This window comes from Curtobacterium sp. PhB170, assembly GCF_003752345.1.
Taxonomy (GTDB): Bacteria; Actinomycetota; Actinomycetes; order Actinomycetales; family Microbacteriaceae; genus Curtobacterium.
The window spans coordinates 25586-51579 of the sequence record NZ_RJUM01000016.1 but is presented as its reverse complement, the minus strand read 5'-3'; the positions used below and the strand labels follow the sequence as shown (position 1 = coordinate 51579).

The following is a 25994-nucleotide window of genomic DNA, read 5'->3' as shown; positions in this document are numbered from 1 at the left end:
CGCCCGCCATACTGAACCGATGACCCGCGCGCTGCTCCTCGTCGACATCCAGCTGGACTACTTCCCGGGCGGGGCCTTCCCCCTCGTCGAACCCGAGGCCGCTGCCGCCGCAGCCCGAACCGTGCTCGACTCCTTCCGCGCCGCCGGCGACCTCGTGGTGCACGTCTTCCACGTGTCCACCGACCCCGACGCCACGTTCTTCGTGCCGGGCACGCCGGGCCTCGGCTTCCACCCGTCGGTCGCGCCCGTCGACGGCGAGCCGGTCCTCGAGAAGCACGCACCGAACAGCTTCATCGGCACCGGACTCCAGGAACTGCTGACCGACGCCGGAGTCGACGAGGTCACCATCGTCGGGATGATGAGCAGCATGTGCATCGACTCGACGACCCGGGCCGCGCACGAGCTCGGCTTCACCGCGACCGTCGTCGCCGACGCGTGCGCCGCGCCGGACCTGGCGCTCGGGGGCGTCACCGTCCCGGGTGCGAGCGTCCACGCCGCCTTCATGGCGGCGCTCGACGGCAGCTTCGCGACCGTCACGACGAGCGACGCGCTCAGTCGCTGACGTCCGCAGGGCGCGTTCGGGGCCCTGAGATGGGGCAGAGCGGACGGGAGGCCCGTGGCGGCCCCGCCCCGCGCCTCCCGTCCGCCAGCCGGCTCAGTTGATGATCTCGTCGCGCTCGTCCGCGCGCAGTGCGGCCAGGCGCTCGCGCCAGAGGCGCAGCGCGTCGGGCGTGAGTCGGGGCCAGTCGGTGACCTCGCGGACGATCCGCGCCGGTTCGGTGCTGCGGTAGGACCGGGTCGGGTTGCCGGGGAACTTCTTGTCGGTGACGTTGGGGTCGTCCTCGTACGGACCGGTCGGCGCGACCTCGTAGACCCGCGGTTCGGCGTCACCGGCGGCGAGCTCGGCCGCGAGCCCGGCGCCGTCGGAGACCGCCGTGAAGGAGACGTGGTTCATGACCACCTCGGGGCGGTAGTTCGACCGGAAGCCCGCGGTGAGCAGGTCGCCCGGCACGAGGTCGGCCTTCGTGCCGTGGAAGAACGGTCCGTCGTCCTGTGCCTGCTCCACGGCGTCAGGCTACGCCGTGCGGGTCCGCCCCCGCGCACCTGACACATCCCCCTTCCGACGGACGCGCCGCCGGACACCGCTGCAATAGCGTGGCCGCCGTGATCGAAGTCAGCCACCTCACCAAACAGTACGGTCCGAAGACCGCCGTGGACGACGTCTCGTTCGTCGTCCGACCCGGCAGTGTGACCGGCTTCCTGGGGCCGAACGGCGCCGGGAAGTCCACCACGATGCGCATGATCATGGGCCTCGACCGGCCCACCGCGGGGAGCGCGACGGTGAACGGCCAGCCGTACACGACGTTCCGCGACCCGCTCCGACAGGTCGGTGCCCTGCTCGAGGCGAAGGCGGTCCACTCGGGCCGCAGCGCCTACAACCACCTGCTCTCGCTCGCGGCGACCCACGGCATCCCGAAGGCCCGCGTGCACGAGGTCATCGACATGACCGGCCTCGAGTCCGTGGCGAAGAAGCGCGTCGGCGGGTTCTCGCTCGGCATGGGGCAGCGCCTGGGAATCGCTGCCGCACTGCTCGGCGACCCGAAGACCCTGATCCTCGACGAGCCCGTCAACGGTCTCGACCCCGACGGCGTGCTGTGGGTCAGGCAACTCGCCCGCCGGATGGCCGCCGACGGCCGCACCGTGTTCCTGTCCAGCCACCTGATGAGCGAGATGGCGCAGACCGCCGACCGCGTGGTCGTGCTCGGCCGCGGCAAGGTCCTCGCCGACGCCCCGATCGCCGAGTTCGTCGCCGGTGGGGGAGTCGCACCGGGTGCCGCTGGCGGTGGCAGCCGGGTCATCGTCCGGACGCCGTCGCCCGAGCAGTTGTTCCAGGCCATCGGCCCGAACGCGACCGTCACGCCGCGCGAGGACGGCACCTTCCTGGTCGTCGGTCCCGACGCACCGACGGTCGGCAACATCGCCGCCCAGGCCGGCGTCGCACTGCACGAACTCACCCCGACCGGCGCGAGCCTGGAGGAGGCCTACATGGCCCTCACCCGCGACGACGTCGAGTACCGATCGGAGGGCACCCGATGAGCGCCACCACCTCGCCCACCACGTCGTCGACCCGCATGCACGGTGCGACCCGCCTGTCGTTCCCGCACCTGGTGCGGAGCGAATGGATCAAGCTGCGCAGCATCCGGTCCACGTTCTGGTGCTACGCGATCCTGGTGCTCGTGACGATCGGCATGGCCGCACTCGTCGGTGCGAACACCAACAGCGGCGGCGACCAGATGCCGACGGACATCGCCAACGGCACCCTCGTGAACGTCAACACCGTGGGCGTCCTGCTCTCGTCGCTCGTCGTGGGCGTGCTCGGCGTGCTCATCATCACCGGCGAGTACGGCACCGGTCAGGTCCGCTCGACGTTCACGGCCGACCCCCGGCGCACCGGTGTGATCCTCGCGAAGGCCGTGGTCCTGGCGGTCACGACGTTCGTGGTCAGTGCCGTCGCGACCTGGATCGGTGTGCTCATCTCGCTGCCGCTGCTGGCCGGCAACGGTGTGGAGCCGGAGATCGGCAACCCGGCGGTGTTCCTGCCCATCCTCGGGTCGTCCGTCTACCTGACGTTGCTCGCCCTGCTCGCCTACGGGATCGGGCTGCTGGTCAGGTCGAGCGCTGGCGGCATCGCGATCACGCTCGGCATCCTGCTGGTCCTGCCGGTGGTCCTGTCGCTGATGGCGGGGCTGATGAACCTCGAGTGGCCGGTCAACATCATGAAGTTCCTGCCCGACCAGGCCGGCAGTCAGCTCTTCGCGTACTCCTACGACGGACAGGAAGCCAGCCAGGACGACATCGTCCTGAACGGCTGGGGCGGCTTCGGTGTCCTGGCGGCCGAGGTGCTCGTCGTGGGTGCACTCGCGCTGACGGTCGCTCGTCGACGCGACGTCTGACCCGAGCGAGCGCGCACGCGTTCTGCGACGTCCCACCTGTCGATCGACGGGTGGGACGTCGTTCGTTGCGCCTGCATCGACTGGCCCCTGGCCTCGCTAGGCTCACGGCGTGCGACACCTCCCCGCCCTGGTCCTGCCGGCGCTCGCCGTCGTGGCCCTGCTCGCCGGCTGTTCATCGGCGCCGCCCGTCGACGAACAGGCCCTCGGCAAGTGGAAGACGCAGCAGGAGGCGAGGACCGAGACCGAGGATGCGGTCCTCGGGGTGCTGAGCGCCGACACGAGCCCCGGAGACGAGGACCCGGCCCACGTCGAGCCCGGCGTCCGCGTGCAGTTCCCGGACTCCCGGACGATCGACCACCTCGAGTTCTCGTGCTACGGCAAGGGGCAGATGCGCGGCGTCGTGCGGACGGTGTCGGCGCGCGGATCGCAGAGCATCGAACTCGATCCGATGGACTGCCGCGACAGCCCGCACCAGATCGAACTGTCGTCGAGCAAGGACGTCGACAGCGTCGCGTTCAACGACTTCGACAGCGACCGGCCGAGCGCCTGGCGACTCGTCATCTTCGGTCCGGGGCCCTCGGGGGAGTGACTACCACAGCACCTGGTAGCGGTGCAGCGTGACCCCGTTGTGGTACTCCCGCTGCTCGAGCAGGTCCAGCAGCACCGGCGGTCGCACGCCCGTCGCCGGCGCGTCGAAGAGCGGCCGACCGGCGCCGAGCACCGCGGGGTGCGTGTAGAGCAACAGCTCGTCGAGCAGCCCCGCGTCGAGCAACTGCGTCGCGAGGTTCGGGCCGCCGACGCCGATGTCGCCCTCGGACTCCTCGCGCAGGACGGCGAGCTGCGCGATGGCGTCGTCACCCCCGATGACCCGGGTGTTGTGGTCGGCGCTGGTCCGGGTGCGCGAGACCAGGACCTTCGGCTGGTCGGTCCAGACCTCGCCGTACTCGCGCATGAACGCCGGCATCGACTCGTCGGTGCGGGCGTCCGGCCAGAACGGGTCCATCATGTCGCGGACGACCCGTCCCTCGACGGACAGGGTCATCGCGGCGGCGCGGGCGTTGAACTCGCGGTGCAGCGGCTCGTCGATCCGCATCCACTCGGGTCCCTCGACGTCGCCGAGTTCACCCTCGTCGCGCTCGACGAAACCGTCGATCGACACGTTCATCCAGTACACGAACCTCGCGGGCATCGCTGACTCCTTCGTCGCGCGGAACCGGGCGGGACCAGCCCGGTCCGCTGCCCGCGAGCGTACGCTCGCGCACGCAGCCCTTCCTCGACGATGAGAGCAGGACCCCGTGCGCCGAACAGTCGCAACCATCCTCGCCGTCGCGACGCTCACGGCGGTCGCGGCCACGGGCCTCCCGGTCGGCGCCGCCGCAGCGTCCACGCCCGTGGCGGACCGGACCACCGGACACAGCGGCTCCGGACGCGGCGCGGCCGCGCCGACCCACCGGAACCCGGTCGCGCTCAGCCTGCCCGACGGCGAGACGGCGGCGAGCTGCGCCGACCCGACCGCGATCCGCGGCGTCGGGCGCGACCGCAACTGGTACCTGTACTGCACGACCGACGCGTTGACGGCGACGGAGCAGAACGCCGACGGGTCGCTCGTGCAGCACGGTGTGCCGACCTACCGGTCGACCGACCTGACGCACTGGACGTACGTGAACGACGCGTTCCCGACGCGACCGGCCTGGGTGGGGTCCGCCAACGGGATCTGGGCGCCGGACGTCGTGTACCGGGCGGGCGACCGCGGTCGCGCGGGCACCTGGTACCTGTACTACGCCGCGTCGGACACACCCTCGGCATCGGCACCGACCGGCGGGGGGTCCGCGATCGGCGTCGCGACGAGCTCGAGCCCGACCGGTCCGTGGAAGGACTCCGGCGGCCCGGTCGTGGCACCGCAGACCGCCGCGAACGGCACCGGGGCGCGCTGGGCGTTCGACCCCGAGGTCATCACCGACAAGGGCACCACCTACCTGTACTTCGGCAGCTACTTCGGCGGCGTCAACGTCCGCACGCTCAGCGCCGACGGTCTCCGCTCCGACCCCGCGAGCGAGCGGCAGATCGCGATCGACAACCGGTACGAGGGCGCCTACCTGACGCGCCACGACGGCTGGTGGTACTTCATGGGCTCCGCCACGAACTGCTGCAACGGCGCCCTGACCGGCTACGGCGTCTTCGTCGCCCGGTCGCGCAGCCCCCTCGGACCCTTCACCGACCAGGACGGGGTGGCGATCACGAGCACCCGGGTCGGTGGGACACCCCTGCTCGCGCAGAACGGCAACCGCTGGGTCGGCACCGGGCACAACACCGTGGTCACCGACCTCGCCGGCCAGGACTGGATCATCTACCACGCGGTCGACCGCGGCGACCCGTACTACGCCGGGCAGCCGACGTACACGAAGCGGCCGGCGCTCATCGACCCGCTCGACTGGCGGCACGGCTGGCCCGTCGTGCGGGGCGGGGCGGGACCGTCCGACACGGTGCAGCCGGGGCCGGTCGCACAGCCGGGGCAGCGCGCGACCTACCGGGCGACCACCGCACCGGTCGACGTTCCCGGACGGACCATCCGCGCGTTGTCGACCTCGTTCGACGGGACCACGCTCCCCACGGCGCTCCGCTGGACCCGTGAACCCGACCGCTCGACCTGGACCGTCGGCGGCGGCACGTTCCGCTGGCAGACGCAGGACGCCGACATCCATCCGCCGGCGACGCCACTCGCCTCGGTCCTGTCCGAACCGGCGCCGCAGGGCGACTACGTGCTGCAGACGACCGTCGCGGTGGACACCCCCGCCACCGGCGACGGCGTGAACTACGTGCAGGGCGGACTGATCGTGTGGGGCGACGACGGCGACTACGTCCGGCTGACGTCGAACTCGATCTTCAACACCCGGCAGACGGAGTTCGGCAAGCAGGTGTCCGGGCAACCGGCCGGGGCGCCGAGCTACGGCAACACGGTCGTCGGACCGGTCGGGGACACCACCACGCTCCGGATCGTGCACCGGGTCGTCGGCGGGGAGCACCGGTACACCGCCTGGACGAGCGTCGACGGGCGGCACTTCGTCCGGGGCGGGACCTGGACGGCGGACCTCGGGAGCGCCCCGAGGATCGGGCTCATCTCGCTCGGCGGTGCCGGGTTCACGAGCACGTTCGAGGACCTGCGGGTGAGCACGGTGGCGACGCACCGGCGGTGACGGACGCGTGGTCGCGTGCGCAACGCGGGCGCGGCTCGAGTGGGCGACCGGAGGAGGACGGGAGGCACGGTGCCAGCTGGCACCGTGCCTTCCGTCCGCTCCGTGGTCGCGTTCAGCGCACCTGCGGCTCGTCGATCGCCCAGTACCAGTCGTTGTCGGCGTTGGTGAGCGCCCACTGGACGCGGACCTGCTTCGCACCGGACGGCACCGTGACGGGGACCGACGCGACCTGCGCGATCTGGTCGGTCGTGTACGACGCGACCTGCCGGAACGCGCCACCGTCGAAGGAGACGAGGACGGTGGCCTGCTGCGCGCCCTCCTGGCGGTAGTGGTTGCCGAACGACACGGTCGCGCTGGTCTTGCCCGCGACCGAGTACGGCTGCGAGGTGATGCGGCTCGAGAACGTGCCCGTGTGGGTCTTGTCGGCCCACTCGTCGGAGTCGGCGACGGCGAAGACACCGCGTTCGCGGACGTTGGCCTCGCGGGTCTGGTCGCGCTGCGACTGCGTCCAGAAGTCGTCGTCGGTCAGGGTCCAGCCGGCCCACTCGGTGACGCCACCGGTGCCCATGCCGGTGTTGTCGACGCTCCAGCCGGTCGGCATGCTCTTCGTCCAGCCGAGCGTCGAAGCCGGGATCCCGGTCTCGTCGACGCGGGGCTTCAGGGCGCCGACCATCGTGTCGAACGGGTCGGTCGACGCGGTCGCGAGCGGACGGCCGTCGAGCTCGGCGGGGCGGGCGACGCCGAAGGTGGCGAGGACGTCGGCGGCGATGTCGACGTTCTTCGGGCGGATCGCCGGGGTCTGCTTCGTGATGCCGGGGCCGGTCTTGATGATGAACGCCGAGCGCTCGGCCGGGGTGCTGCCGCCGTGGCCGCCGGCGTCGGTGTGCCCGTGGTCGGCGGTCACGATGAACGACCACTGCTCCGACGAGTACGTGGTGCGCGCCTGCACCGCAGCCCGCAGCTGCCCGACGTACCCGTCGACCTCGCTGATGGCGTCGAGGTACTGCTGCGACGCGGCACCGTACGAGTGGCCGGCGTGGTCGACGTCGTCGAAGTGCACGAACGAGGCGTTCGGGCCGGTCGACCGCAGCGTCGACACGGCGTCGGCAGCCGCGTCGGCGTCGCTCGTGGCGGCGTACCGCTCGTCCACCGTGCCGACGAGCGGCGTGCCGACCGAACCGTCGACGATCGGGTTCCAGCTGGCGTCGGCGTACGTGGTGAGGGCGCTGTTCGCACGTTCGAGCCGGGTCAGGAAGTCGGGGTACTTCGTGATGTCGCTCGTGGTGCCCCACGTGTTGCTGAGCACCTTGTGCTTGTCCGGCCAGACGCCGGTCAGGTTCGTCGCCCAGCCGGGGCCGGACAGCGTCTGCGCCATCGGGGCGGCGTACAGCCAGGTCTTCGACGAGTACCCGGACGCGATCATCGCGTCGAGGTTGGGGGCGTCCGCCGCGGCGATGCGGTCGAACAGGGCGCCGTCGATGCCGATGACGACGACGTGTTCGCTGCTGGCAGCGGCGGCTGCGGCCGGGGTCGCTGCGGTGGCGGCGGGTGCTGCGGCGATGCCGGTGGCGAGGCCGCTCGCCGCCAGTGCGATCGCGGTCGCGGCGATGGGGATGGTCCTGGGGATGCGCACGGTCGAGGCCCTTCTCGAGGTCGGTGGAGTGGCCAGCCCATCGGCGCAGCGTGGCCTGGGGCGTGCGACCCGGGAGCGTGGGGACGAACGCGTGGTGAACCGCAGATGCACCTGTCCGGACAGGCTGGATCGTCGTTCGCCCCCCGTGCTACGGTCCTGTCGACAGCGCCTAGGGTTCCGGGACTCACGTCCGACTGGTCCGAGCGGCGCCACGGCCCGCCACCGAACGCGGACCGTCATCTGAACGGACAAAAGCCTGGAGGACCTCGCTCGTCGCGCCGCGCGTCGAGCAGAAGGTCCTGCCCGTGACTCCGTTCGCCGTCCTCCTCGTCCTCTCCGCCGCCGTCGCGCACGCCGCCTGGAACGTCATCGCCCACGGCGTGAGTCGCATCGGGTTGCCGTTCCTGTGGCTCGGTGCCGTGTCGAGCGTCGTCGTGTGGATCGGCGTGGTGCCGTTCACCGGCGGGCTCGGCACGGGGAGCCTGTCCGGCTTCCTGGTCGGCATCGTCGTGTCCGGGCTGCTGCACGTCGCGTACATGCTCGTGCTGCAGCGCGGGTACCGGGTCGGGCAGCTGTCCACGGTGTACGCGACCGCACGGGGGACGGGCCCGACGATCAGCGTCGTCCTCGCGATCACCCTGCTCGGGGAGCGACCGTCGTGGTGGGCGTTGGCGGGCGGCCTGCTGGTCCTCGTCGGGGTCGTGGCGGTCGGGCTCGCGGACCGCGGGACGGCGACCGCACCCCGCGCCCTCCCGCGCCGTCGGCTCGACCCCGGCATCGTCGCCGGGCTGCTCACCGGTGTGGCGATCGCCGCGTACACGATCTGGGACGCGCACCTGGTGCGCGGCGGTGTCGCACCGGTCGCCTTCATGGTGGGCTGCACGGCGGTCGAGATCGTGCTGTTCGGCGCAGCCCTCGGCCCGCGTCGGCGCGAGGTCCTGCCGGTCCTCCGTGCGCACTGGGGCCGGGTGCTGGCGTTCGGGGTGCTCTCGCCGCTGTCGTACATCCTGGTGCTCGTCGCGATCACGATCGCACCGGTCGCGCTCGTGGCCCCGATGCGCGAGGTCAGCGTGGTGCTCGTGAGCGTGTTCGGCGTCGTGGTGCTGCGCGAGGGGCGCGCAGGGATGCGGATCGCGGCGTCGGTCGTCGTGCTCGCCGGGATCGCACTGCTGGCGGTCTGAGGGCGGACCGCCCCGCGCCGGCAGGGGAGACCTGTCCGGACAGGTGCCTGTCGTGTTCACCTGCCGGTCACCCTCGGTGCACCGGTTGGGCACGGCGCGCAACCTGTCGGATGCCACAGTTGCGGCGTCCCGAGCGGACGGCGGACCCCGCCCCGCTGCGGATCCTCGCCCCGCCGCCCGAAAGGTCATCATGCCCATCACCGCCCTCAAGCCGCTGGCCGCCCTGGCCGGCGCCCTCGTGCTCGCCGCGACGCTCAGCTCCTGCTCGGCAGGCTCCACGGCCGCCGCCGGCAGCGACGAGACGTCGACCGCGACGAAGTACGCCGCGGACGAGAACACGATCGTGTTCGGCGTCGTACCCGACTCGGTGGACACCGAGACCAACTACCAGCCGCTGATGGACTACATCGCGAAGGAGTCCGGCAAGAAGGTCGAGTACCACGAGTCGACCGACTACGCCGCGCTCATCGAGGCGTCGGTCGCCGGCAAGATCGACGTCGCGTCGTTCTCCGGCTTCACCTACGTGACGGCGAAGAACAACGGCGCGAAGATCACGCCCGTGTCGTCGATCATCACGGCCGAGGGGCAGAAGCCCGGCTACTACTCCGAGGCGATCGTGCCGAAGGGCAGTGACATCACCTCGCTCGACGGGTTCAAGGGCAAGAAGGTCTGCTTCGTCGACCCGTCCTCGACCTCGGGCTACCTGTTCCCGAGCTACAACCTGCTGAAGGCCGACATCGACCCGACCAAGGACGTCACCCCCGTCTTCGCCGGCAAGCACGACGTCAGCGTCCAGAAGGTCGCGGCCGGCACCGAGTGCGAGGCCGGCTTCGCCGAGGACAGTGAGGTCGAGAAGAACAAGGACGTCACGGTCATCGCGAAGACCATGGTGCCCGGCGCCCCGATCGTCGTCTCCGACACCCTGCCGCAGGCCGAGAAGGACACCCTGACGAAGGCGCTCGCCGACGTCACGATCGACGACATCATCGCCGCCGGCGTGACGAGTGCCGACAGCGACGGCTTCCGCAGCGTGTTCTACGGCACGAAGCCGGTCGACGACGGGTACTACGACCTGATCCGCGACATCTGCAAGACCACGAAGTCGACCACCTGCCAGGCCTGACCCCGGCACCCCCGGAGCCCGGACAGCGCGAGGAGCAGCACGCATGACGCACGACGACCCCGCGGTGGAGATCACCGCACTCACGAAGCGCTTCGGTGACACGACCGCGCTCCGGGACGTGTCCCTGACCGTCCGACCGGGCGAGGTCGTCGTCCTCCTCGGGCTGTCCGGGTCCGGCAAGTCCACGCTGCTCCGGCACGTGGACGCCCTCGAGCTGCCCACCTCCGGCACCGTCCGGGTCGGCGGCACGACCGTGCACGACCTGTCCGGCCGGAGGCTCCGCGAGCTGCGTCGTCAGGTCGGGTTCGTGTTCCAGCAGTTCGAGCTCGTGCCCGCGCTGACGGTGCTCGAGAACGTCCTGACCGGAGCCCTCGCCACCCTGCGCGGCCCGCGGCTCGGCCTGTGGTCCTACCCCCGCCGGCTGCGGCACCGTGCGCTCGCGCACCTCGACCGCGTCGGGTTGCTCGACCGGGCCTACCAGCGCGCGGACACGCTGTCGGGCGGACAACAGCAGCGCGTCGCGATCGCCCGGGCGCTCATGCAGGACCCGTCGGTCCTGCTCGCCGACGAGCCCGTCGCGTCGCTCGACCCGGAGTCGAGCGGTCAGGCGATGGCGCTCATCCGCGAGATCGCCGCTGAGCGGGGCCTGACGGTCCTGTGCAGCCTGCACCAGGTCGACCTCGCGCTGTCCTGGGCCGACCGGATCATCGGACTCCGGCACGGCGAGGTCGTCCTCGACACCCGCACCGAGGGGCTCGGCAAGGCGCAGGTCATGGAGATCTACGGCCAGGTCGCGACGTCGACCGACGAGTTCGCGGCCGTCGAGGCGCTGCACGACACCGTGGACGCCACGAGCGGGCTACCGGCATGACCGCCGTCACCGAGCGGCCCGTCGTCCGCACCCACCGCTCGCCCGAGCAGGCCGTCGCCGCAGCACCGCGCCGGCGCGTCTCGCCCGAGCGCGTCGCCGCCGGCCTGACGCTCGTCGCCCTGGCCGTGCTGGCGTGCGTCGCCCTGGCCCGGATCGACATCTCGCTGCCGAACATGATCGCGTCGTGGTCGAACGCGGAGCACTTCTTCCAGCGCGTCGGCACCGTCCGGTTCCCGGACGCCGCGACGCTGCTGCAGCAGACTGCCCTGACCGTGGGGCTCGCGCTGCTCGGCACCCTGCTCGCCGCGGTGCTGAGCGTCCCCGTCGCCTACCTCGCCGCGGGCAACACCAGCCCGGGCCGCGGGTGGATCGCCGCCGCGCGGTTCGTGAGCGTCCTGACCCGCGCGATCCCCGACGTCGTCCTCGCGATGGTGTTCGTGCTGATGTTCACGATCGGCCCGCTGCCCGGCATCCTCGCCATCGGCATCCACTCGATCGGCATGATCTCGAAGCTCTTCGCCGACGCCATCGAGCAGATCGACGAAGGGCCCCGCACCGCGATCCGCGCCACCGGGGGCAACCGCCTGCAGCAGTTCACGGCCGGCGTGCTGCCGCAGGTGCTGCCGTCGTGGGTCGCGACGATCCTGCACCGCAACGACATCAACCTGCGGGGGTCGGTGATCCTCGGGTACGTCGGCATCGTCGGGCTGGGCCGCGAGATGTCGTTCGCGTTCAAGTCCCTCGACTACTCGCTCGGCATCGGGTACGCGATCGTCATCTTCGCGCTGTGCGTGCTCATGGAGATCGTGTCGAGCTCGGTCCGGGCCGCCATGCTCGGCGTCGCGCCGTCCGGCCGGGGGATCGGTGCGAGCGCCATCCGTGCGGGCATGCGCCGCCGGCAGGCCGGCGACGAGCGGCGCCAGCGCAACAGCGCCACGGCCGAACCCCGCGCCACCGCCGCCCCACGCTTCGCCACCCCCGACGACGCCCTCCGCCGCCCGTGGACCGCCGCGCGCGTCCGCACCACCGTGTGGTCCTGGGTCGCGGTCCTGGTCGTCATCGGCAGCGTCCTGGTGTGCGACATCGCCTGGGGCGACCTCGCCACCGTGTGGGGCAAGATCCCGCCGGTCGCCGCCCAGTTCTGGCCGCCGTCGTTCGGCAGCTACGGTGCCGGCGTGATGTTCTCCGCGATGTTCGACACCGTCGCCATCGCGCTCGCCGCCACCCTGCTCGCGCTCGTCTTCTCGATGGTCATCGGCTCGTTCGCGGCCCGCAACGTCGCGCCCACCCGCGGTGTCCGGACCGGCGCACGGTTCCTGCTCGTCGTCGTGCGCGGCATCCCGGAGACGATCCTGGCCGTGGTGCTCATCGTCATCACCGGCCTCGGCGCCCAGGCCGGCACGCTCGCGCTCGCGTTCGGCGGCATCGGCCTGCTCGGCAAGCTCGTCGCCGACTCGCTGGAAGAGGTCCAGCCCGGCCCGGAACGCGCCCTCACCGCCACCGGTGCGACCCGGTTCCAGCGGTACGCCGGCGCCGCGGTGCCGCAGGGAATCCGGGCGATGATCGGCCACACGTTCTACCTCGTCGACACGAACATCCGCGCGGCGACCATCCTCGGCATCGTCGGTGGTGGTGGGATCGGCTACTACCTGCTCAACGCCGCGCAGGGCTCGAACTACGCGTCCGTCACCGGGATCGTCCTGATGATCCTGGTCACGGTGCTCGTGGTCGAGGGCATCGCCATGTGGATGCGGAGGGTCTTCCGATGAACGCGACGACGACGACAGTCACGACGGCCGGCACCGAGCGGGTCGACGTCCTCGTCGTCGGCGCCGGCATCGTCGGCCTCGGCGTCGCCTACGAGGCGATGCTCCGCGGCGCACGCGTCGCCGTCGTCGACCGCGCCGCCGGCGTCGTCGGTGCGAGCGTCCGCAACTTCGGGCACGCCTGCATCACCCCGCAGACGGGCGAGGCCGCCGGGTACGCCCAGGAGGCCCGCCACCGGTGGCTCACGCTGGCTCCGCTCGCCGGGTTCACGGCTCGGGAACGCGGTGCGCACGTCGTCGCGCGCCGTCCGGAAGAGCTCGCGGTGCTCGAGGAGTACCGCGCCACGGGCGCGGACGTCCGTCTGCTCGACGGGTCCGCGATCGCGGCCGCCGTGCCGGTCGACCCCGCCACGGCCAGCGGGGGAGCGCACCTCGCGCAGGACCTGCAGGTCGACCCCCGGGAGGCCGCACCCGCCATCGCCGCCTGGCTCGCCACCCAGGGGGTCCGGTTCCACTGGCGCACCGCTGCGCTCGGGATCGAGACCGGTGCGGTCCGCACGGCGCGCGGCACCATCGAGGCCGACCGCATCGTCGTCTGCACGAACCACGACGTCGACCAGCTGTTCCCGGCCCTCGCCGAGGCGGCCGGGGTCGTCCGGTGCCGGCTGCACATGCTCCGCGCGGCGATCCCGCTGGCCTTCCCGCTCGCGACGCCGCTGCTCACCGGGTGGTCGCTGCTCCGGTACTCCGGGTTCGCGGCGATGCCGAGTGCCGAGGCACTCCGGTCCGCACTGGCGGCGTCGCTGCCCGACGGCATCCGCTGGGACCTCAACCAGATGTACACGTCGCCGCCCGACGGCAGCGTCATCGTCGGGGACACCCACGAGCGCGACGTGGACGCTCCGCCGTTCCAGGACGAGGACGGCTTCCGGCTGCTCGTCGCCGAGACCGAGCGGCTGTTCGGTGCGCCGCTCCGCGTGCTCGACCGCTGGCAGGGCGTCTACGCGTCCTCACCCCGGCAGGAGTTCCTCGTCGAGCACCCACTGCCGGGCGTCGACGTCGTCACGGTGACCACGGGCATCGGCATTACCACCGGACTCGGCCTGGCGCCGTCGGTCCTCGACGCCGTACCCGGGCAGCACGCGGATCAGGTGCGCGCCAGCACCCGCTGACCGGCGACCCACACCCCGACGACGCGCTCGCCGCGGATCGCCACGACGTCCGCACGGTGTCCGGGTGTCAGGGAGCCGCGGTCGTCGAGACCGGTGTGCCGGGCCGGTGCTGCGGTGACGGTGCGGACGAGGTCGTCGAAGAGCGCGACCCCGGCTGCCGCAGCGGCACGCAACCCGGGGAGCAGCGAGCCGAGGTGGTAGTCGGACGTGACGACGTCGGCGTGCCCGGCGACGAGTGCCGACCGGGCCGAGGGTCCGGACCCGTGCGAGCCGCCGCGCCACAGGTTCGGCGCACCGACCACGACGCCGAGCCCTGCCGAGGTGGCCGTCTCCGCGGCGTCCGACGTCACCGGGAACTCCGAGATGCCGGACCCCAGGCGCGCCGCGGTCCGCACGGCCTCGGCCGAGTCGTCGTCGTGCGCGGCGAGCACGACACCGGCTGCGCGAGCGACCGCGGCGATGCGCTCGCGGCGGCCCGGGACCCCGGCGTCTCCGCGGCGGAACCGGTCGAGGCGTGCGTCGAGTTCGTCGTCGCCGAGTCGGTCCAGCGCCCGGTAGGCGCGACGCCACCCCGCCTCGTCCGGGTACTGCCCGCGGCCCGGCGTGTGGTCCATGTACGAGACGAGTCCGATGCGCGCCGGGGCACCGGCGACGAGCCGCTCGAGCGCGTCCACGGTGCCGTCGTCCGTCACGTCGACGCGCAGGTGCACGCGGACGTCGATCGGCAGCGGCGTGGTCGCGAGGGCGTCGAGCACGGCGGCCGCGTGCTCCGCGCTCCGGGTCGGCACGGTGTCGGGCTCGATCGAGCAGCACAGGAACGCCGTGGTCACGCCGGCGAGCAGCGCATCGGCGGCGAAGGCATCGAGGGCATGCGGCAGCGGGACGCCGACGCCGGGGCGTGGCTGCTCGAACCGGGCGAGGGAGTCGGCGTGCACGTCGACGAACCCGGGCAGCAGCTCGACGTCGCCGAGGTCGACCACGTCGTCGTCGGACTGCGATGCGACGACGACACCGTCCCGCACGTGCAGGACGGTGTCGTCGGTGCCCGCGCCGAGGTGGACACGGGCGGCGCGGTACGTCGTCATCCGACCAGCATGCTGGACGGCACGACCGCGCGGCGCAGGTACCCGGCCGACGGCGGGGTCACCACGGCGTGGTCGACACCCTCGAGTCCGACGGCGGGTTCGACGAGGTCGGCGAACGGCAGGTCGGTCGACGCCAGGAACTCCACCGCGGTGGCGAGGTGCCGGGGCGCGTAGTTGTGCACGCCGACGATCCGGAGCAGCCCCCGCACGATGCGCTCGGGGTCGAGCGACACCGGACGGCTCGACGACACCGCGCCGACGAGGACGGCCGTGCCGCCGACGTCCAGGGCGTCCACCGCGGTCTCGACGGCGTCCGGGTAGCCGGACAGCTCGATCGCGACGTCGACGGCACCCACCGGCTCGCCCGGCGACACCGCAGCATCCGCGCCGAAGCACACGGCCAGGGCACGTCGCCGGGCGTTGGGGTCCGAGACGACGACGGTGGCCCCGGCGGCGACGGCCATCGCGACCGCCGTGACCCCGAGCATGCCCGCACCCGTCACGAGGACCCGAGCTCCGGCGAGCGGGCGGTCCACCGCGTCCAGTGCCGCGGCGACGGTGGCCGTGGCGCACGCGGCCGGGGCGGCGACCACGGCCGGCAGGTGCTCGGGCACGACCGCGATCGCGGTGCCGGGCAGCAGGACGCAGTGCGTCGCGAACCCGCCGTTGAGGAGCCAGTCGGCGGTCGATGCCTCGTGACCGTACTTCCGCAGGGACCGGCACTTCTGCGGCAGCCCGGCACGGCACCGGTCGCACGCGCCGCACGACGCCGCGACCGACCAGACGACCCGGTCACCGAGGGCGACGGGGACGCCGGCGACGGTGGTCGGCACCGACCCCGGGGCGATCGCGACGACGTGGCCGACCTGCTCGTGCCCGAGGACGCTCGGCGCTGGTCCGGCTCGGTGCCCGAGCGCCGTGTGCAGATCGCTGCCGCACACCGTCGCCGCCTCGATCGCGACCAGGACGGACCCGTCGGGCATCGGCAGGGCCCCGGCATGCTCCTCGACCGTGACCGGGTGCCCGATGCCGTGCCAGAGCGCGTACCGGGCGTCGACGTCGGTCACCGCGCCACGGCGCTGAACTCGTCGGCGCGCGGCTCGTCGGTCCCGAGCGCGGCTGCGTCGAGTCCGGCGAGCACTGCGGGCAGGTCGACGACGGAGTCGAGCACGTGCGTGTGCGGCACGGTGGCGAAGTCGGCGTCCTGGTGGGTCCCGGTCCGGACACCGGCGACGACCGACGCCCCGGCACGGCTGCCCGTCAGCAGGTCGGCCACGGTGTCACCGACGACGGCGACCTGGCGCACGTCGTCGGTCTGCGTGCGCAGCACGGCGGTCAGGACCATGTCCGGGAACGGACGGCCACGACCGGCGTCGGCCGGCGACAGCGCGAGGTCGACCCGGTCCTGCCAGCCGAGCGCGTCGAGGACGGCGTCGCGGGTCACTGGGCTGAACCCCGTCGTCAACGCGACCTTCGTGCCGGACGCGCGCAGGGCCTCCAGGACGTCCACCGCACCGTCGACGGGCCGGACGCCGCGTCCCACCGTCGCCGCGTAGGCGCGCTCGAAGGCGGCGTTCGCCGCTTCGGCACGCACCGTGTCACCGTCGAACAGGGCCGTGAACACGGCGATCTTCGACTGCCCCATGGTGTCGAGCGCGTACTGCACGGCGTGGTCGTGCGCGGCCGTGCCGGGCTCGAGGCCGACGTCGGTGAGGGCGGTGCGGAAGGCATCGACGACGACACCGCCGTCGTGCACGGTGGTCCCTGCCATGTCGAGGCAGACGAGCGAGATCATGGGGCTCCTGTGGTCCGGTCACCCGCGGGTGCGGGCTGTCTCCCGCCAGAGCGGGGCTGCCCACAGCGTCCGAGGAACCGATGACCACCATCCGGTCCGCAGGTGTCCGGCAGATGAACAGCGCCGGGAGCCTGCAGCGCTCCTGTCCGGACAGGTGTGCGACGGGCCCGCCACCTCGGTTACAGTCCGCAGCGTGCCGGAAACGCGTTACCTCGAGATCGCGGCGGAGCTCGAAGCCGAGCTCGCCGACACCGTCGTCGGCACTCGGGTCGCCAGCGAGGCCGAACTCGCCGCACGCTTCGGCGTCAGCCGGTCGGCCGCCCGCGCTGCCCTGCAGCACCTGCAGCGCCGCAACCGGATCCGCCGGGTCAAGGGTGTCGGCAGCTTCGTCGCACGGCGCATCGACTACCGGATCGGCTCCGACGCCGCGCCGTCGTGGAGCCGCACCGTGCGCGACGCCGGCGGAGAGCCCTCGAGTGTCACGCTGTCCTGCGCCCTCGCACCGGTGCCCGCATCCGTCGCGCCGCACCTCGGGCTCGAACCCGGGGCGCCGTGCCACCGGCTGACCCGGCGCTCGCTCGTCGACGGACTGCCTGCCGCGTGGGGCGTCGAGTGGGTGCCCCGCTCGGTCGTCCCCGAACTCGGGCAGGCGCTGCGCGTGCGGAACTCGCTCTACGACGTGCTGCGCGAGGCCGCCGGCGCCGAGCCCGTCCGCCGGTGGGTGCGCGCCGGTGCGGACGTGGTCACCGACGAGGTCGCCCGGCACCTGGACCTGGACGAGGTCACCCTCGGGTGGTTCATCGAGAGCTGCACCGTCGACGCCGTCACCGGGCGGCCGCTCCTGGTGAGCGAGCGCTGGATCCGGGCCGACGCCATGCGGGTGCTGTTCGAGAGCGGGCCGACGGGCTGACGCGTCGGCGTCTCTGCGTCGCGCGCGCCGTGCCGGCGCGCGCGCCGTGCCGCCGCACGGCGCCGCCGTGCCGCGGCGCCCTTCAGCCGGAGAACGCCGCGGGCCCCCACGATCCCCGTCGGGATGGGAGGATGCACCGACGCCTGCCCGCACCGAGAACGAGGTTCGATGAGTCCGACCGAGGACCCCCAGTCCGCGGCCCCACTGCTCGACGGGCGCTACCGACTCGAACACGCCATCGGCCAGGGTGGCATGTCCGTCGTGTACCGCGGCATCGACGAGAGCCTGCACCGCCCCGTCGCGGTCAAGGTGTTCCACGCCGGCACCGTCGACATCGCCCGGCAAGAGGCCGAACTCGGCGTGCTCGCCTCGCTCGAGCACCACAACCTCGTCAGCCTGCTCGACACCGGCGTCGTCACCGGCCACGACGGCACCCACCAGCGGTACCTCGTGATGGCGTTGGTCGTCGGCCAGGACCTCGAGGAACGCCTCGCCGTCGGCCCGCTCGCCTCCCGCCACATCGCCGAGATCGGTTACGACATGGCCGAGGCGCTGCACTACATCCACAGCCACAGTGTCGTGCACCGCGACATCAAGCCGTCGAACATCCTGCTCGTCGACTACGGCCACGACTCCGACCGTGCCCGCGCGCGGCTCACCGACTTCGGCATCGCGCTCGCCGCGGGCGTCGAACGCATGACTGCCGACGGCGTCACCACCGGCACGGCTGCCTACCTGAGCCCCGAGCAGGCCCGCGGCGGCGACGTCGGGAGCCCGAGCGACGTCTACTCGCTCGGCCTCGTGCTGCTGCAGTGCTTCACCCGCCGCCGGGAGTTCCCCGGTTCGCTCGTCGAGTCCGCGGTCGCCCGGCTGTCCCGCGACCCGGTCGTGCCCGAGCCACTGCCCGAGCACTGGAAGCAGCTGCTGCGGGCGATGACCGCGCAGGACCCGGCTGCGCGCCCCGCCGGCGCCGAGCTGGTCACGATGCTCCGCGACGTCGTCATGACCGAGACAGCCGGCACCGACCACGTCGTGGACACCACGGCGGCGGCTCCGACCGCCGCTGCCGGTGCGCCGCGAGCCGACGCCGACACGGCCCGCCCGGCGACGCTCGACACCCTGCCCGACGAGGCCCTGCACCGCACCACCGCGATGGCCGCCCGCCTGTTCGACGCGCCCATCGCCCTGGTCGAGGTGCTCGACGAGGACCGCGCCTGGTCGCAGTCGTACATCGCCGAGGGCGTCGACGAAGCAGCGCGCAACATCAACTTCGGCAACGGCTTCGCGCCCGTCGCGGTCCCCGTCGTCATCCCGGACGGCTCGATCCACCCCGACATGCAGCACAGCCCGCTCGTCACCGGCGCGCTCGGCATCCGGTTCTACGTGAGCGTGCCGCTCGTGCGCCACGACGGCGTCCCGATCGGGACCCTCGCGGTGCTCGACACGAAGCCGCGGCAGGCGACCGAGGCCGACCTCGCCAACCTGCACGACCTGGCCGCGCTCGCCGTCACACAGCTCGAGATCCGGCAGGAGTCGCTCCGCACGACGAGCGACTCCCTGCCGGTCGCTCAGGTGACGGGGCAGCAGGAGGGCGCGCGGCCCTAGACGGTCGCCGCTGGCGGACGGGAGGCCCGGTGTGGGCCCGCCCCGCGCCTCCCGTCCTCCCGCGGTCGCGTCTCGTGCGTCGGTCCCGCCCGCGGGCGGCTGCCTGCCCGCCCGCGCGCCTCCCGCGGGCCTCCCGCTGCCTCCCGCTGGCCTGCTCGCTCGCCCGGTCGGCGCGCTCTGGATGCCGAGCGGGCGAAATACCGGGGTTGCGCGCCCCGCGACCCGGGCATTTCGTCCGCTCGCGGGCACATGCCGCAACTCGCATGCATCCGCTGGAATACGAGTGCCCGCTCGCGCGAGCGGGCGAAATGCCGCCGTGTGTGGCCGAGCAGACCCGGATGTTTCGCCCGCTCGCAGGTCCGGGCGGCGGGAGCGGGTGCCGGTGGGAGCGGGGACGAGGTCGGCGGGGCGCGATGCCGATCCCGGCTGATCGGGCACTGCCCCTATCGGTTCAGGCCACGCAGGCGCATGCTGTGCGAGGTAACGGAACCCGAATCCGCAAGTGGTCGAAGCACGATCGACCCGTGGGGAGGGAGCGCCTCTCTGGGCCTCAGTCGAGCGTCGACGCTTCCTTCCTGTCCTGCCCCGCAGCTCGTCCCGCCGCGATTCGGGTGTCGCGACCGGACGGGGAGGGACGTCCGCGTCCCCGCGAGCCGGGTCGTCACCACCGCCCGGCTCGTGCAACTCACTCGGTGAGGGCAGCCGCGTAGGCGCGGACCGACCGGTGGTAGCGGGGGAGCGTCGGTTCGACGGCCTCGATCGCGACGCGGAGCGCCTCGTCGTGACGGCCGGCACTGTGCAGGGCGAGCGCGAGGAACACCTTCGGCGCGGCTCCGGTGGACGGGTGTTCCGGGGCGTCGCGGAGCATCGCGATGGCCTCGTCGACGCGGTCGAGGTTCCGTAGGGTCGAGGCGTGCTGCACGACCATCTGCGCCGCACGTGCGGGATCGACGTCGGCGAGTCCCGCGGCGGTGGCGGCTGCGTAGTGGACGTCGGCCTCGGCCTCGTGGCCGCCGGAGTCGTTCGCGCCGCCGAGCTCGAACGCGCCGAGGGCCGGGTGCGGCGCGGCGTCGGCGAGTTCGCGCATGCGGTCGATGCGCTGCTGGTCGTCGATCGTGTCGTCGGCCCAGAGTGCGGCGACGCGGGCTTCCCAGTCTGCAGTGCTCATCGGTCCAGCGTATTGCCGCCCGGCGTCGCACCGTCGGCGATCGTCGCTCCGTCGTTGACCGTCGCATCGTCGGCGACCGTCGCACCGTCGGTGACTGTCGCGCGGAAGGACCGGACGAGCGGGACACCGGGGTGCACGAGCGCCGGCGCACGCCAGGCGAGGGCCGAACCGATCGCCGGGTACTCGGTGGCCCGGACGAACCAGGGATCGCGGTGGTCGAGCGCTTCGAGTCGGATCGTGGCCGGCGCTCCCTCGAACACCGCGGACCACTCCACCCAGGGCGCGACCGAGCCGTGCACCGCCGCCTCGCCCTGCGCGTCAGCGGTCCGGACGACCACGTCGGTGCAGTCGGCGAAGCGCCAGAAGAACCCGCCGTACCCGGCGCCGACCCGGCCGTTGCTGCCCGGACCGCCGAGGTGCACGACGGCGTCGCCGGGGGTTCGGAACGAGGACGACCAGGTCAGTTCCCACCCGGAGCCGACGGCGCGCCAGGCGAGGGTGCGGTCCTCGTGCAGGACGACCGTGTGGTCGGGGCCGCGCCAGACGAGTTCCTGGACCGTGCCGCCGCCGTGCGGGGCTGGGTGCTGCTCGGCACGCACGACATCGACGCGGCCGTGGTCGTCGCGCCACACGTAGCCCGGACCGTGCACGTAGGTGCGGCCGCCCCAGCAGTTCACGCCGTCGACGTCCGGGATCGCGACCCCGACGCCGCAGTGCCAGTCGTGGTCGGCCGGGTGGTGGGCGCTCAGGACAGTGCCGCCGAGGGTCCGCACCGGGTGCAGGTACGGACGCGGCGACGAGGTCGCGATGGTGGCAGCACCGTCGCGCTCCGTGGCCACGGGGGCCCCGTCGACGCGCAGGACCTGCAGCACCTCGTCGCGGGCGGTGCTGGCCCAGGGCGCACCCACCTCGGAGAACAGCGCTCGTGCGTCGGCGGCGCGGTCGACGATCTCCTCGACGTCGGCGACGAGCGGACGACGGGCGGGCCCCTCGCCCTCCCACGTCACCCAGGGGTGGTCGATGCGGACGGGCTCGGCGGCACGGACGGCCTCGAGCACCTCGACGAACGCACCCGTGGAGACGAGGGGGACGAGCAGTTCGTCGCCGCGGGACCGGTGGGCGAGCAGGTTCTCGAGCAGATCCGTCCGGCCGAGCGTCTGGGTGGTGTCGCCGACGGTGACCTCGTCGGCCGTGTAGTGCAGCACGGCGCTCCCGGCGGCGCCGCGGACCCGAACGGTCGGCAGGACCTCGGACGGAGCGCAGAGGGTCAGGGCCGCGGTGGCTTCGAGCCCGGCGCTGGTCGTGACCCGGACGGCCGAGGTGTCGTCGCCCTCGGTGTCGTTCGCCCGGAACAGCTCGACCTCGACGCGCCTGACGTCGGACGCCCGACGGCAGCCGACGAGCGCCAGGGCCGTCGCGACAGCGTGGGCGAGCGGGTTCGTCACGACCCCGTCGAGGACGTCGACCCCGTCGACCCGGCGTCGGCCGGCCCACGCGGAGCGGTCCCAGTACGCCTGGTTCCGCGTCCACGTGCCGACGGCGGCGGCGGAGCGGACCGGACCGACGAGCGACCCGTCACGGAACGCCGGCAGCGCGTCGGACCCGAGGCTCTGGAACCCGACCTGGACGACCCGGCCGGTGCGCCGCTCGGCGTCGAGCAGGGTGTCGAGCGCGTCGCGGGTGGTCACCGGGGGTTTCTCGAGCAGGACGTCGGCACCGGCTTCGAGGGCGGTGGCCGCCAACGGCAGGTGGGCGGCGATCGGGGCGGCGATGACCACGACGTCGACCGGGCCGTGGTCGCGAGCCGCCAGGACGTCGGCCACGACGACCACACCGGCGTCGGTGGTGGTGTCGAGCGTCGGGTCGACGACGGCGGTCAGCGTGCAGACCCCCGCGGCGACGAGCCGGTCGATGTTCGCGCGGTGGTGCAGACCGTAACCACGCGCACCGACGAGCACCACGCCGGGGAGGGTCATCGAGCGGTGCCGATCGTGATGCGCGTCGTGCCGGGGGAGCGCCCTGTCACGTGGACGTGCTCGCCGTCCGGTCGGTCGGTGCCGCCGAGGAACGCGTAGTCCTGTCCGGGCGCGTAGAACGCCGGCTGGGTCGGGCCGCTGCCGTTGCCGACCCCGAAGGACACGGCGTCGTCGCCGACACGGTAGGTGCCGGTCCCACCGGCGAGGACGGTCTCCCCGGTCGCGGCGTCGGTGCTCACACCCGTGAACGTACCCCCGCCGCGGAACGTCAGCTGGAGCGACCACGGCACGTCGGCGCCCTCGGTCGTCACGTCGAGCGAGACGGCGTCCGGCGTGACGGTGACGTCGACCGTCGTGGTGAGGGAAACGGTGTCCGCCGCACGCGCACCGAAGGACATCGACGCCGAGAAGCGACCTTCGTCCCCGAGCGCGTAGGCGCCGTCGGTCCGTCGAGCCGCGGCGGGCAGGGGCTGGTGGTAGCCGGCGGACACGGTCTCGGTGAGTCGGTACCGCCCGTCGCCGAGGGACTCCAGCGACGTCGGACGGAACGGTCCGAGCCCGAAGAACTCCCGCGACAGCCGGACGTCGGTCAGCGCGACCGAGCCCGCGAACACCCGCAGGAACGTGGGGCTGTTCGCCAGGCCCGATCGGACGTGGCCCTGCGACGGCACGTCCGACCCGGCGAACAGGACGACGCTACGGTCCTGTTCTCGGACGTGCACGAGCCGGGCGTCGGCAAAGGTGTGCACGGCCGGTTCGAGCGGCGCGCCGACGGGCAACGGACGGGCGAGCAGTGGATCCGTCATCGCGCGGGCGGCGACCGCACCGGGCTGCCACGTCTCGGCGTCGGCGGCCCGGGCAGCGACGGCGGCGAGGTCGGCGCGGTCGTCGAGCACGGCCAGGTGCCAGAGCAGGGGAGCGAACGCGCCGATGCCGAACGCCTGCGACTGGTCCTGGCGGCGCGACTGGACGGTCTCGACGGTGTCGTCGGGCAGCAGCAGCGCGAGGGTGGCGTCGAGGGACCGGCGCACGGGGTCGAGCAGCTCCGGCCGGTCGAGCACCGAGGCGAGGACGAGGAACGACGGGCACGAGACGGCCGCCGCGTAGTTCGGGCTGCGCTCGGACCACAGCCCGTCGGCGTCGATGTCAGCACGCTCGGCGAGCCACTGGTCGATCCGCGCGACCAGCTCCGGTGCCGGGTGCAGTCGGTGGACCCGGGCGAGCGCGGCCGAGACCTCCCACCGGTGGTTCGGCGTGTGCACGCCACCCGTCAGCAGCGCCGGCGTCGCACGGTGCACGATCCGGTCGAGGTCGTCGGCCAGCACCGCGGCCGCCGGGACCGACGCCCGGTACGGCGCGAGCAGCTCGAGGGCGTCGCAGACGTCGTTCACGGTGAACGCCGAGTCCGGCGGGGAGAGCACGTTGTCGCCGCCGACGAACGTGCCGCCGGGGGACTGCCGGGCCGCGAGGTGCCGGACCCAGCCGTGCGCGGTGGCGAGGTCGTCGTCGGGAAGGCGATCGGGGCCTCCCGTCCGCTCGTTCCGGACCCACGCCCCGACCAGGGTGAGGGCACGCGCCATCAGTTCCCGGTGCTGCAGCGCAGCCGGATCGTCGTCGGTGAGCCGGAGGCGCGCGACGGCGGCGTCCGCTGCCGGGCCGACCGCGTCGAGGAATCCCATCAGTCCTTGAGTCCCGCGTTGAGGTCCGCGCCGTTCACGTACTTCTGGAACACCAGGTAGATGAGCACGAGCGGGATGATCGAGATCACCGAGGCGCCGAGCAGGACGGTCCAGTTGACGTTCTCTGCCCCGACGATGCTCTGCAGCGCGATCTGGATCGTAAACTGGTGCGGGTCGTTGAGCACCAGCAGCGGCCAGATGTAGTCGTTCCACCGCCACTGGAACGAGAAGATCGCGAGCGTCAGCATGATCGGCCGGGAGATCGGCAGCATGATCCGCCAGAAGATCCCGAACTCGCTCGCACCGTCGATGCGCGCGGCCTCGACCAGGTCGTCGGGCACCGTGATGAAGAACTGCCGGAACATGAAGATGCCGGTCGCGGTGATGACCGACGGCACGATGATGCCGGCCAACGAGTCGTACATGCCGAGGTCGCGGATGACGATGAAGGTCGGCGCGAGGATGACCTCGGTCGGCAGCATCGTCGTCGCCAGGATGCAGACGAAGAAGACCTTGAGCCACTTGTTGTCGTACTTCGCCAGGGCGTACCCGGTGGCGGCGCTCGCCAGGACGGTGAGCACGGTGGTGACCAGCGCGACGATGACGGTGTTGCCGAAGTACCGGGCGAAGTCGTAGCTCGCCCACGCCTCGGTGAAGCCGCTGACCGACCAGTTCTTCGGCAGCAGGGTCAGCGGGTACGAGAACAGCTCGCCGCCGGGCTTGAAGGCGCTCAGCACGAACCAGAGGACCGGGAAGCCGAAGGCGATGATGAAGACCCAGAGCAGGGCCGTGGCGGCGATGGCCTTCGGACGGGGCGGGCCGTCGAGGCGCTTGGTCTTGGTCGTGCTCTTGCTCTTGGTCGTGTTGTCGGTTGCGGGTGCGCCGGGGGCGCTGGGCAGGGTGGCGGTCATCGACGGGCCTCCGTCCGACGGTTCACGGCCAACTGGATGAGCGCGATGGCCATGAGGATGAGCATGAGGACCATCGACGCCGCGCTCGCGTAGCCGATGTGGGCGTTCTGGAACCCGTTCGTGTAGATGTACTGCACGAGCAGGTTGTTGTCGGTGCCGGGTCCGCCGCCGTTGAGCGCCTGGATGGTGGCGAACTCCTTGAACGCCCCGAGCGACGACAGCAGGATCACGATGAACGACGTCGGCGCGATGCTCGGCAACGTGATGTACCGGAACTGGTGCCAGGCGCCGGCCCCGTCGAGGGACGCTGCCTCGTAGTAGGACTGCGGCACGTTCCGGATCGCGGCGACGAACAGCAGCATGTTGAAGGCGGCTCCGGCCCACGCGGTGGCGAACACCACCACGAGCAGCGACAGGTCGGCGTTCGACTGCCACGGCACGGCCTTGCCACCGAGGGACTCGATGACGAAGTTCGCCAGGCCGAAGTTCTCGCCGAACATCCACCGCCAGATCACACCGGTGACGATCGGGGAGATGAGCCACGGCACGAAGAACACGATGCGTGCGACGCTCCGGCCCTTCGCCGCCGGACTCGTCAGCATCAGCGCCATCGACAGTGCGAGGACGAAGCCGAGCGGGACGGCGACGATCGCGTAGAGGAAGGTGCGCCCGAGGGCTGCGTAGAAGGTGTCGTCGGCGAACAGCTCGAAGTAGTTCGCCAGGCCGATGAACTTCGGGTCGACGACGCCGTTGTAGTCGGTGAACGAGTAGCCGAGGCCGATGACGGCGGGCCACACGAAGAACACGACGAACAGGACGGCGTTGACGCTCACGAACAGGATCGGGGCGAGGACGGGCTTGCTGACGCCGGAGCGGCGGCGCTTCGTCGTCTTCGCGGCTCCGGGCCGACGGGGCGGCACCGGGGTGGGGACGGCGGTCTGCACGTCACCGGCTGCGGTGGGGATGCTCAC

The 25994-nt window shown here is 72.4% G+C and carries 23 protein-coding genes; 12 read left to right on the top strand and 11 right to left on the bottom strand.

Annotated elements, in window-relative coordinates:
• The first annotated feature begins 19 nt into the window (after positions 1-19).
• On the top strand, positions 20-562 hold the full coding sequence (locus EDF40_RS18725) for a cysteine hydrolase family protein (RefSeq protein WP_123338416.1): 543 nt from the start codon (positions 20-22) through the stop codon (positions 560-562).
• A gap of 93 nt (positions 563-655) precedes the next feature.
• Here the strand turns inward: EDF40_RS18725 and arr are convergent, their stop codons facing one another.
• A complete protein-coding gene (arr, locus tag EDF40_RS18720) occupies positions 656-1066 on the bottom strand; it encodes an NAD(+)--rifampin ADP-ribosyltransferase (protein ID WP_123338415.1) in 411 nt (136 codons plus the stop codon).
• 98 nt (positions 1067-1164) lie between these two features.
• Here arr and EDF40_RS18715 point away from each other — a divergent pair, with 98 nt between their 5' ends.
• From EDF40_RS18715 to EDF40_RS18705, 3 genes are all read left to right on the top strand, one after another.
• Positions 1165-2097, top strand: a complete 933-nt coding sequence (locus EDF40_RS18715; RefSeq protein ID WP_123338426.1) for an ABC transporter ATP-binding protein — start codon at positions 1165-1167, stop codon at positions 2095-2097.
• Positions 2094-2954: an ABC transporter permease gene (locus EDF40_RS18710; RefSeq protein ID WP_123338414.1), complete on the top strand. Its 861-nt coding sequence runs from the start codon at positions 2094-2096 to the stop codon at positions 2952-2954. Before EDF40_RS18715 ends, EDF40_RS18710 begins: the two co-directional genes overlap by 4 nt.
• A 109-nt stretch (positions 2955-3063) precedes the next feature.
• The gene (locus EDF40_RS18705; protein ID WP_123338413.1) at positions 3064-3543 is read left to right on the top strand and encodes a hypothetical protein; all 480 of its coding nucleotides are present in this window, start codon (positions 3064-3066) and stop codon (positions 3541-3543) included.
• Here the strand turns inward: EDF40_RS18705 and EDF40_RS18700 are convergent, their stop codons facing one another.
• Entirely contained in the window at positions 3544-4143 is a 600-nt protein-coding gene (locus EDF40_RS18700; protein WP_123338412.1) for a dihydrofolate reductase family protein, read from the bottom strand.
• Positions 4144-4249: 106 nt separating this feature from the next.
• Between EDF40_RS18700 and EDF40_RS18695 the strand changes: the two genes are divergently transcribed.
• Complete coding sequence (locus tag EDF40_RS18695; RefSeq protein WP_123338411.1) at positions 4250-6148, top strand: family 43 glycosylhydrolase; 1899 nt, start codon at positions 4250-4252, stop codon at positions 6146-6148.
• A gap of 112 nt (positions 6149-6260) precedes the next feature.
• On the opposite strand, the gene EDF40_RS18690 is transcribed toward EDF40_RS18695, so the two are convergent.
• Complete coding sequence (locus EDF40_RS18690; RefSeq protein WP_221180438.1) at positions 6261-7781, bottom strand: alkaline phosphatase family protein; 1521 nt, start codon at positions 7779-7781, stop codon at positions 6261-6263.
• Positions 7782-8086: 305 nt separating this feature from the next.
• Between EDF40_RS18690 and EDF40_RS18685 the strand changes: the two genes are divergently transcribed.
• The 5 genes from EDF40_RS18685 (at position 8087) to EDF40_RS18665 (ending at position 13894) form a co-directional block, all read left to right on the top strand.
• The gene (locus EDF40_RS18685) at positions 8087-8962 is read left to right on the top strand and encodes an EamA family transporter (RefSeq protein ID WP_123338409.1); all 876 of its coding nucleotides are present in this window, start codon (positions 8087-8089) and stop codon (positions 8960-8962) included.
• 190 nt (positions 8963-9152) lie between these two features.
• Positions 9153-10085: a phosphate/phosphite/phosphonate ABC transporter substrate-binding protein gene (locus tag EDF40_RS18680; protein WP_123338408.1), complete on the top strand. Its 933-nt coding sequence runs from the start codon at positions 9153-9155 to the stop codon at positions 10083-10085.
• Positions 10086-10128: 43 nt separating this feature from the next.
• The gene (gene phnC, locus EDF40_RS18675) at positions 10129-10956 is read left to right on the top strand and encodes a phosphonate ABC transporter ATP-binding protein (protein WP_123338407.1); all 828 of its coding nucleotides are present in this window, start codon (positions 10129-10131) and stop codon (positions 10954-10956) included.
• Complete coding sequence (locus EDF40_RS18670) at positions 10953-12725, top strand: ABC transporter permease (RefSeq protein ID WP_123338406.1); 1773 nt, start codon at positions 10953-10955, stop codon at positions 12723-12725. The genes phnC and EDF40_RS18670 overlap by 4 nt, the downstream gene beginning before the upstream one ends.
• The gene (locus EDF40_RS18665) at positions 12722-13894 is read left to right on the top strand and encodes a TIGR03364 family FAD-dependent oxidoreductase (RefSeq protein ID WP_123338405.1); all 1173 of its coding nucleotides are present in this window, start codon (positions 12722-12724) and stop codon (positions 13892-13894) included. Before EDF40_RS18670 ends, EDF40_RS18665 begins: the two co-directional genes overlap by 4 nt.
• On the opposite strand, the gene EDF40_RS18660 is transcribed toward EDF40_RS18665, so the two are convergent.
• The 3 genes from EDF40_RS18660 to EDF40_RS18650 are packed head-to-tail and all read right to left on the bottom strand — an operon-like array spanning position 13870 to position 16774.
• A complete protein-coding gene (locus tag EDF40_RS18660; RefSeq protein WP_123338404.1) occupies positions 13870-14979 on the bottom strand; it encodes an alpha-D-ribose 1-methylphosphonate 5-triphosphate diphosphatase in 1110 nt (369 codons plus the stop codon). The genes EDF40_RS18665 and EDF40_RS18660 overlap by 25 nt on opposite strands.
• A complete protein-coding gene (locus tag EDF40_RS18655) occupies positions 14976-16046 on the bottom strand; it encodes a zinc-binding dehydrogenase (protein WP_221180437.1) in 1071 nt (356 codons plus the stop codon). The genes EDF40_RS18660 and EDF40_RS18655 overlap by 4 nt, the downstream gene beginning before the upstream one ends.
• Positions 16043-16774 carry an HAD family hydrolase gene (locus tag EDF40_RS18650; RefSeq protein ID WP_123338403.1) on the bottom strand — a complete coding sequence of 244 codons (732 nt, stop codon included), beginning with the start codon at positions 16772-16774 and terminating at the stop codon, positions 16043-16045. The genes EDF40_RS18655 and EDF40_RS18650 overlap by 4 nt, the downstream gene beginning before the upstream one ends.
• Positions 16775-16967: 193 nt before the next feature.
• Here EDF40_RS18650 and EDF40_RS18645 point away from each other — a divergent pair, with 193 nt between their 5' ends.
• Together EDF40_RS18645 and EDF40_RS18640 are read left to right on the top strand one after the other, a co-directional pair.
• A complete protein-coding gene (locus EDF40_RS18645) occupies positions 16968-17684 on the top strand; it encodes a GntR family transcriptional regulator (RefSeq protein ID WP_185003243.1) in 717 nt (238 codons plus the stop codon).
• A 168-nt stretch (positions 17685-17852) separates the two neighbouring features.
• A complete protein-coding gene (locus EDF40_RS18640; RefSeq protein WP_123338401.1) occupies positions 17853-19289 on the top strand; it encodes a GAF domain-containing serine/threonine-protein kinase in 1437 nt (478 codons plus the stop codon).
• Between the two features lie 685 nt (positions 19290-19974).
• On the opposite strand, the gene EDF40_RS18635 is transcribed toward EDF40_RS18640, so the two are convergent.
• The 5 genes from EDF40_RS18635 to EDF40_RS18615 are packed head-to-tail and all read right to left on the bottom strand — an operon-like array spanning position 19975 to position 25994.
• The gene (locus tag EDF40_RS18635; protein WP_123338400.1) at positions 19975-20457 is read right to left on the bottom strand and encodes a tetratricopeptide repeat protein; all 483 of its coding nucleotides are present in this window, start codon (positions 20455-20457) and stop codon (positions 19975-19977) included.
• The gene (locus tag EDF40_RS18630; RefSeq protein WP_123338399.1) at positions 20454-22433 is read right to left on the bottom strand and encodes a DUF6807 family protein; all 1980 of its coding nucleotides are present in this window, start codon (positions 22431-22433) and stop codon (positions 20454-20456) included. Before EDF40_RS18630 ends, EDF40_RS18635 begins: the two co-directional genes overlap by 4 nt.
• Positions 22430-24112 (bottom strand): hypothetical protein, encoded by a 1683-nt coding sequence (locus EDF40_RS18625; RefSeq protein WP_123338398.1) that lies wholly within the window; start codon positions 24110-24112, stop codon positions 22430-22432. Before EDF40_RS18625 ends, EDF40_RS18630 begins: the two co-directional genes overlap by 4 nt.
• Positions 24112-25023 (bottom strand): carbohydrate ABC transporter permease, encoded by a 912-nt coding sequence (locus EDF40_RS18620; protein WP_260212473.1) that lies wholly within the window; start codon positions 25021-25023, stop codon positions 24112-24114. Before EDF40_RS18620 ends, EDF40_RS18625 begins: the two co-directional genes overlap by 1 nt.
• On the bottom strand, positions 25020-25994 hold the full coding sequence (locus EDF40_RS18615) for a carbohydrate ABC transporter permease (protein ID WP_207895555.1): 975 nt from the start codon (positions 25992-25994) through the stop codon (positions 25020-25022). Before EDF40_RS18615 ends, EDF40_RS18620 begins: the two co-directional genes overlap by 4 nt.